This window comes from Catenulispora pinistramenti (assembly GCF_018274385.1).
Lineage (GTDB): Bacteria > Actinomycetota > Actinomycetes > Streptomycetales > Catenulisporaceae > Catenulispora > Catenulispora pinistramenti.
This window is the reverse complement of sequence record NZ_JAAFYZ010000136.1, coordinates 22310-29002: the sequence shown is the minus strand read 5'-3', so window position 1 is coordinate 29002 and position 6693 is coordinate 22310. Positions and strand designations below refer to the sequence as shown.

The 6693-nt window shown below is 70.9% G+C and carries 6 protein-coding genes; 4 read left to right on the top strand and 2 right to left on the bottom strand.

Annotated elements, in window-relative coordinates:
• Positions 1-123: 123 nt before the first annotated feature.
• The gene (moeZ, locus tag KGQ19_RS31330; RefSeq protein WP_212015825.1) at positions 124-1305 is read right to left on the bottom strand and encodes an adenylyltransferase/sulfurtransferase MoeZ; all 1182 of its coding nucleotides are present in this window, start codon (positions 1303-1305) and stop codon (positions 124-126) included.
• 259 nt (positions 1306-1564) lie between these two features.
• Here moeZ and KGQ19_RS31325 point away from each other — a divergent pair, with 259 nt between their 5' ends.
• The 3 genes from KGQ19_RS31325 (at position 1565) to KGQ19_RS31315 (ending at position 3045) form a co-directional block, all read left to right on the top strand.
• A complete protein-coding gene (locus KGQ19_RS31325; RefSeq protein WP_212015823.1) occupies positions 1565-2215 on the top strand; it encodes a TetR/AcrR family transcriptional regulator in 651 nt (216 codons plus the stop codon).
• A 301-nt stretch (positions 2216-2516) separates the two neighbouring features.
• The gene (locus tag KGQ19_RS31320; RefSeq protein WP_212015821.1) at positions 2517-2741 is read left to right on the top strand and encodes a DUF3107 domain-containing protein; all 225 of its coding nucleotides are present in this window, start codon (positions 2517-2519) and stop codon (positions 2739-2741) included.
• Between the two features lie 37 nt (positions 2742-2778).
• Positions 2779-3045: a hypothetical protein gene (locus KGQ19_RS31315; protein WP_212015819.1), complete on the top strand. Its 267-nt coding sequence runs from the start codon at positions 2779-2781 to the stop codon at positions 3043-3045.
• A 233-nt stretch (positions 3046-3278) separates the two neighbouring features.
• On the opposite strand, the gene KGQ19_RS31310 is transcribed toward KGQ19_RS31315, so the two are convergent.
• Positions 3279-3968: a ferritin-like fold-containing protein gene (locus tag KGQ19_RS31310; protein WP_230419731.1), complete on the bottom strand. Its 690-nt coding sequence runs from the start codon at positions 3966-3968 to the stop codon at positions 3279-3281.
• A gap of 382 nt (positions 3969-4350) precedes the next feature.
• Between KGQ19_RS31310 and KGQ19_RS31305 the strand changes: the two genes are divergently transcribed.
• Positions 4351-6579 carry a DEAD/DEAH box helicase gene (locus KGQ19_RS31305; protein ID WP_413562420.1) on the top strand — a complete coding sequence of 743 codons (2229 nt, stop codon included), beginning with the start codon at positions 4351-4353 and terminating at the stop codon, positions 6577-6579.
• Positions 6580-6693: the final 114 nt, after the last annotated feature.

The window sequence follows — 6693 nt, the reverse complement described above, 5'->3', positions numbered from 1 at the left end:
ACAGACGCGAACACGTCCGACACGAAACCGGCCAACTCGGCTCGCAGGCCCTCCACCTGCCGCATCTCCACACACTCAACGTGCTACCGGAAACCGTGACCGGCAAGACCTAACGAAGTCCTACTAGTACGTCGGCTTCTCCGGCTCGATCTGGTTCACCCAGGCCAGCACCCCGCCGCCGACGTGCACCGCGTCCTTGTACCCGGCGGCGTGCACCACGGCCAGGGCCTCGGCCGAGCGGGCGCCGCTCTTACAGTGCAGGACGATGCGCTTGGTCGGGTCCAGCTTCTCCAGGGCGCCGCCCATCAGGAACTCGCCCTTGGGGATCAGGGTGGCGCCGGGGATGTTGACGATCTCGTACTCGTTCGGCTCGCGGACGTCGATCAGCTGGATCTTCTCGTCGGTGTCCAGCCACTCCTTGAGCTGCTTCACGGTGATCGTCGAGTCCTTCGCCGCGTCGGCCGCCTCCTCGGAGATGGCACCGCAGAAGGCCTCGTAGTCGATCAGCTCGGTGACGGTCGGGTGCTCGCCGCAGATCGCGCAGTCCGGGTCCTTGCGGACCTTGACCTGGCGGTAGGTCATCTCCAGGGCATCGTAGATCATCAGGCGGCCGACCAGCGGTTCGCCGATGCCGGCCAGCAGCTTGATGGCCTCGTTGACCTGGATCGAGCCGATCGAGGCGCACAGCACGCCCAGCACGCCGCCCTCGGCGCAGCTGGGGACCATGCCCGGCGGCGGGGGCTCGGGGTACAGGCAGCGGTAGCAGGGGCCGTACTCGGACCAGAAGACCGAGGCCTGGCCGTCGAAGCGGTAGATCGAGCCCCAGACGTACGGCTTGTTCAGCAGCACGCAGGCGTCGTTGACCAGGTAGCGGGTCGCGAAGTTGTCCGTGCCGTCGACGATCAGGTCGTACTGCGCGAACAGCTCCATCACATTCGTGGAGTCCAGCCGCTCCTCGTGCAGATCGACCTGCACCAGCGGGTTGATCTCCTTGATCGAGTCGCGGGCCGACTCGGCCTTGGAGCGGCCGATGTCGCTCTGCCCGTGGATGACCTGGCGCTGCAGGTTGGACTCGTCGACCACGTCGAACTCGACGATGCCCAGCGTGCCCACACCGGCCGCGGCCAGGTACAGCAGCGTCGGGGAGCCCAGGCCGCCGGCGCCGACACACAGCACCTTGGCGTTCTTCAGCCGCTTCTGGCCGTCCATGCCGACGTCGGGGATGATCAGGTGGCGCGAATAGCGGCGCACCTCTTCCACGGTCAGATCCGCGGCCGGCTCGACCAGCGGGGGTAGGTTGCTCACAACATCTCCCAGAGAAGTCTTCGAGGCGCCTGGGGGTAATCCGCGGCATTCAACGACAACCGTCGCATGCCCGGCTCGATTCCCGGACCCGTCGTCCACTTTCCGAGACCGCGGCCGGGCTGCGACACGAGCACGGCCGGACGCGCCGAGCCGGTACCGGGACTGCGCGGGACCTGCCGCTGCGCGCCCGGCGGGCTTCCGGTGTCCAGATCCGGACCGTCCGGGTGGAAACAACCTACTCGCGCGTAGACTGCTGACCATGACCAGTACCGACGCCGCCTACGCGGACACCGGCACGTCCCGGCAACGGTCCGCCAGGCTGCCTCGGAGCGCCCGCCGCAACCAACTCCTGGGTGCCGCCGAAGAGGTCTTCGTCGCGCAGGGCTACCACGCCGCCGCGATGGACGACATCGCCGAGCGCGCCGGGGTCAGCAAGCCGGTGCTCTACCAGCACTTCCCGGGCAAGCTCGAGCTCTACCTGGCGCTGCTGGACAAGCACTGCGACGCGCTGGTCGCGCAGGTGCGCGGGGCCCTGGACTCCACCAGCGACAACAAACTGCGGGTGGCGGCCACCATCGGCGCCTACTTCGACTACGTCGAGCACGAGAGCGGCGCCTTCCGACTGGTCTTCGAGTCGGACCTGAACAACGAGGGCGCGGTCCGCGAGCGCACCCACCGCGTCACCCAGGAGTGCGCCGAGGCGATCCGCGACGTCATCGCCACCGACACCGGCCTGTCGGACGAGGAGTCGATGCTGCTGGCCGTCGGGCTGACCGGGATCGCGCACGTCACCGCCCGGTACTGGCTCTCCAGCGAGGGCGGCCGGATCCCCCGGGACGCCGCGGCGCGGATCGTGTCGCAGCTGGCGTGGCGCGGTATCGGGAACTTCCCGCGCAAGGATTCTGTCTAGATGATTGATTCCTGGGGGTTCCGGCATACGGAACCGCCGCTGACACGTGAAATTGCGAAACGGCTCAGCAGCAAGCATGGGCGACCCGGACGGCCGCCCTCAGCCTGGTTGGCTTCGGGTGGCCGGCCGGGGCGGCCAGGCGCCGCTACTGCGCCCTTGGCAGCCAGAGGCTGCGTGTCGTTTCGCGCCGGTACCCCCAGGAATCAATCATCTAGATAGCTGGCACGCTTGGATCGTCGGCGAACCCTCGCCGGCCTCCGGCATGCCCGCTACGAGCACTCGAGCACCTAAGGAAGCCTTCGTGGAAATCAAGATCGGCATCCAGCACACGGCCCGCGAGCTGAACCTGGAGTCCAACCTGTCCGCCGAAGAAGTGGAGGCGGCGGTGGCCGCCGCGCTCAAGGACGGCGGCGTGCTGGCCCTGACCGACGACAAGGACCGCAAGGTCCTGATCCCGGGCGAGAAGATCGCCTACGTCGAGCTGGGCGAGCCGACCGGACGCAAGGTCGGTTTCGGGGCGATCTGACCCGATTCGGGAGTTGACAGTGGGGTAAAAGGGACGTATGTCCTTTTTCGCACTGCTCTGGCTGGCGGCCCTGGGGCTGGGCATCGGCGCCCTGGGCCGCGCCGTCGTCAAGAAAGGCAGCCCGATGGCTACCTGGATGACGACGGGGGTCGGCGTGATCGGGGCCGTCGGCGGCGGATCCATCATCCACGCGATCCTCGGCAACGGGCACACCTTCGTGGCCACCCTGCTCGGCGTCGCCCTGGCCGCACTGCTGGTCATGGCCATCACGAGCTGGCAGCGGACCAGGGGCGAAGACTCCTGAACCCGCTGATCGAACACGCCGCTCCCCCGAGCGGCGTTTTTCACGCGCCGAAGCGCCCGCCGGACCGCGCACGCCGAACCTCAAGTTCGGACCTCAAGTGCTCCGGCCCCAATTGCCGACCCGGGAGAAGTGCCCGTGCCCAGCCTCGAGAAGGGCCCGGCATCGAGCGCTGACGCCGAAGCGCCAAGCCCTGGGCACCAGAGCCGCGAGCACCGGTGCTCACCCGCCGAGCCTCAAGCGCTGAGTCCGAGCGTCGCCATCCGCGCCCCGTGCGCCTCGGTCAGCCGGGTCAGCATCTTCCCGACCTCGGCCAGGTCGACCGTGGTGTCGCAGTCCGGCGCGGCCAGCATCCCGGCCAGCAGCGCCGCGAGCGCCGCGCGCCGGGCCGCGATGTGCTGCGCCTGCGTCAGCGCCTCGCCCATGATCCGGCGGCCCCACAAGGCCAGCCGCCCGGCGATCTTCGGGTCCGCGTCGATGGCCGCCCGCACGTGCTCCACGACGAACGCGCTGTGTCCCAGATCCTCCAGCACGCCCTCGACCACGGCGCGCGAGGCCGGGTCCAGGTGCCGCGCCGCCTCGCGATAGAAATCCGCGGTGAGCGTGTCGCCGATATAGGCCTTGACCAGCGACTCCAGCCAGCCCGACGGCTTGGTGTGCTCGTGGAAGGCGTCCACCGGCCCGGCGAACGGCACCATCGCCTCGGTCGGGTCCGCGCCGAGCTCCGCCAGCCGGTCCCGGACCCGCCGGAAGTGGTCGAACTCCGCCGCCGCCATGCCCGCGACCTGCGCCTTACCGTCGAGCGTGGGGGCCAGGCCGGAGTCGGCGGCCAGCCGCTCGAAGGCCGTGAGCTCTCCGTAGGCGACCAACCCCAGGAAGTCAGTGAGCGCTACCTCGTAGGACATGGCTGTCGCCGGAGAAGTCATAGGGGCAGTTTATTCAGGTCTTTTCCGTCGGGTACACTGTCTGTGACTAGCAGGATGCCCGGTCGGTGGCCCGATCGGCTCCGACCCACTGCGGCAGACCGGATCCACCGCGGATCCCCACAAAGCCGCGAGGTCGCTCGCTCCTCCAGAAGTCTGATCACTGGGGTCGACGCGAGCACGTACGCAGATAGCACACATAGCACCGTGCTAGCCCCTCGCGCAGTGCCGCTCAACAGAAGAGGCATACATCATCAGCGCTGTCACGCACGACACCGAAACGCACGAGACCGAGACGCAGGACACCGAAGAGGGCTCCGGCACCGCCGAGAGCACCCCCGAGATCGTCGAGAAGACCTTCCGCGACCTGGGCGTCGACGAGCGGATCGCCGAGGCCCTGGCGGCCGGCGGCATCATCACCCCGTTCCCGATCCAGTCCGCGACCATCCCGGTCGCCCTCACCGGCGCCGACGTGATCGGGCAGGCGAAGACCGGCACCGGCAAGACGCTGGCGTTCGGCATCCCGGTCCTGCAGCGGATGGTGCGCGAGATCGCCGCCGCCGCTTCGGCCGCGGAGAACGCCGCCGTCGGAGCCCTGGACGAGGGCGCCGCCGCCGCGACGGACCCCGACACCACGGCCATCGCCGCCGACACCGCCGCCGCGGCTGAGGCCGCGACCGCCGCCGCCCAGCGTGGCCGCCGTCCCCGAGGCCGAGGCCGCAAGCCCTCCGGCGCGCCGGCCCCCACCGGCAACCCGGGCCGTCCGCTCGGCCTGGTGGTCGTGCCGACCCGCGAGCTGGCCGTGCAGGTCACCGAGGACCTGGCGGCGGCCGGCAAGGTCATGGCCGCCCGCGTGCAGTCCGTCTACGGCGGGCGCGCGTACGAGCCGCAGATCGCCGCGCTGTCGGCCGGCGTCGACGTGGTCGTCGGCACCCCGGGCCGGCTCCTGGACCTGGCCAAGCAGGGACACCTGGACCTGTCCGGCGTCCGCATGCTGGTGCTGGACGAGGCCGACGAGATGCTGGACCTGGGCTTCCTGCCGGACGTCGAGCGGATCGTCACCCAGGTCCCGGACGACCGCCAGACCCTGCTGTTCTCGGCGACGATGCCCGGCCAGGTCATCGGGCTGGCCCGGCAGTACATGAGCCGCCCGACGCACATCCGCGCGGCCGACCCGCACGACACCGGCACCACCGTCGCCAACACCACCCAGCGCGTCTACCGGGCCCACGCCCTGGACAAGACCGAGATGCTGGCCCGCATGCTCCAGGCCGAGGGCCGTGGCCTGACCATGGTGTTCTGCCGCACCAAGCGCACCGCGGCCAAGGTCGCCGAGGAAATGGACTCCCGCGGCTTCGCCGCCGCGGCGGTGCACGGCGACCTCGGCCAGGGCGCCCGCGAGCAGGCCCTGCGCGCCTTCCGCAACGGCAAGGTCGACGTCCTGGTGGCCACCGACGTGGCGGCCCGAGGGATCGACGTCGAGGGCGTCACCCACGTGGTGAACTTCCAGTGCCCCGAGGACGACAAGACCTACCTGCACCGCATCGGCCGCACCGGCCGCGCCGGCGCCTCCGGCACCGCGGTCACCTTCGTGGACTGGGACGAAGTCCCGCGCTGGAACCTGATCAACAAGACCCTCGGCCTGGACTTCCACGAACCCCGCGAGACCTACTCCACCTCGGACTGGTTCTTCGAGGAGCTCAGCATCCCGGCCGACTCCAAGGGCCGGCTGCTGAAGTCCGAGCAGACCCGCGCCGGCCTGGCCGCCGAAGAGGTCGAAGACCTCGGCGAGACCGGCCGCGGCGCCGGGGTCCGGGCCCGGGCCACCGCAACCGCCACCCGCACCGAGCGGCCCGCCCGCCCGAAGCGGGAGCGCGAGCGCGTGCGCACCCGCGGCGGACGGCGCTCCGAGGACCTGGTGGCGGGCCCCGAGGATGCGCTGGTGGTTTCCGACTCGGCCGAGGACGGCGACAAGCCGAAGCGCGGCCGGACCCGGACGCGGAGCCGGGGCGGGGCGAAGGTCGAGGCCCTGCCGGCCGAGACCGGCGCGATCGCCGACGAGACGAGTGCCGCCACGGTCGTGACCGACACGGCAGCGGTCGGCACCGCGACGGCCGAGCCGGCCACCGAGAAGGCACCGGCCGGCGTCGCCGTGGCCGAGTCGGGCACCGACGAGGCCGACAGGCCGAAGCGCGCGCGGACTCGCAGCCGGAAGACCGTCGAGCCGAGCGAGATCGCCGCCGACGCCGCCGAGGCCGGTGCCACGCCGGTCCTCGACGTCGCCGAGCCGGGCTCCGACGAGGCCGACAGGCCGAAGCGGACTCGCGCCCGGAGCCGGGCCAAGGCGGAGACCACCGAGGTCAGCCCGATCGCCACCGAAGCGGTCGAGCCGGTCGCCGAGACCAAGCCCCGCACCCGTACCCGGGCGAAGGCCGTTGCCGAGCCCGTCGCCGTTGAGGCCGAGAAGCCGAAGCGCACGCGCACCCGCGCGGCCGCCGAGGCGCCGGCAGCGGCGATCCCGGCCCAGTCGGCGAAGCGCACCCGCCGGGCCATGGCCGACACCGAGGGCCTGACCGCCACCGGCGTCGCGGTGACCGGCAACTACAACTCGTAGTCACCCCGGCCGACGGCCCGAGACCTCCACCGAGGCTCGGGCCGTCGGCTTTTTCCGGCACCGGTTCTCCGGCACCGGTGTCGAGAACGCCTGCGCGACTCCGACCACTTCAGC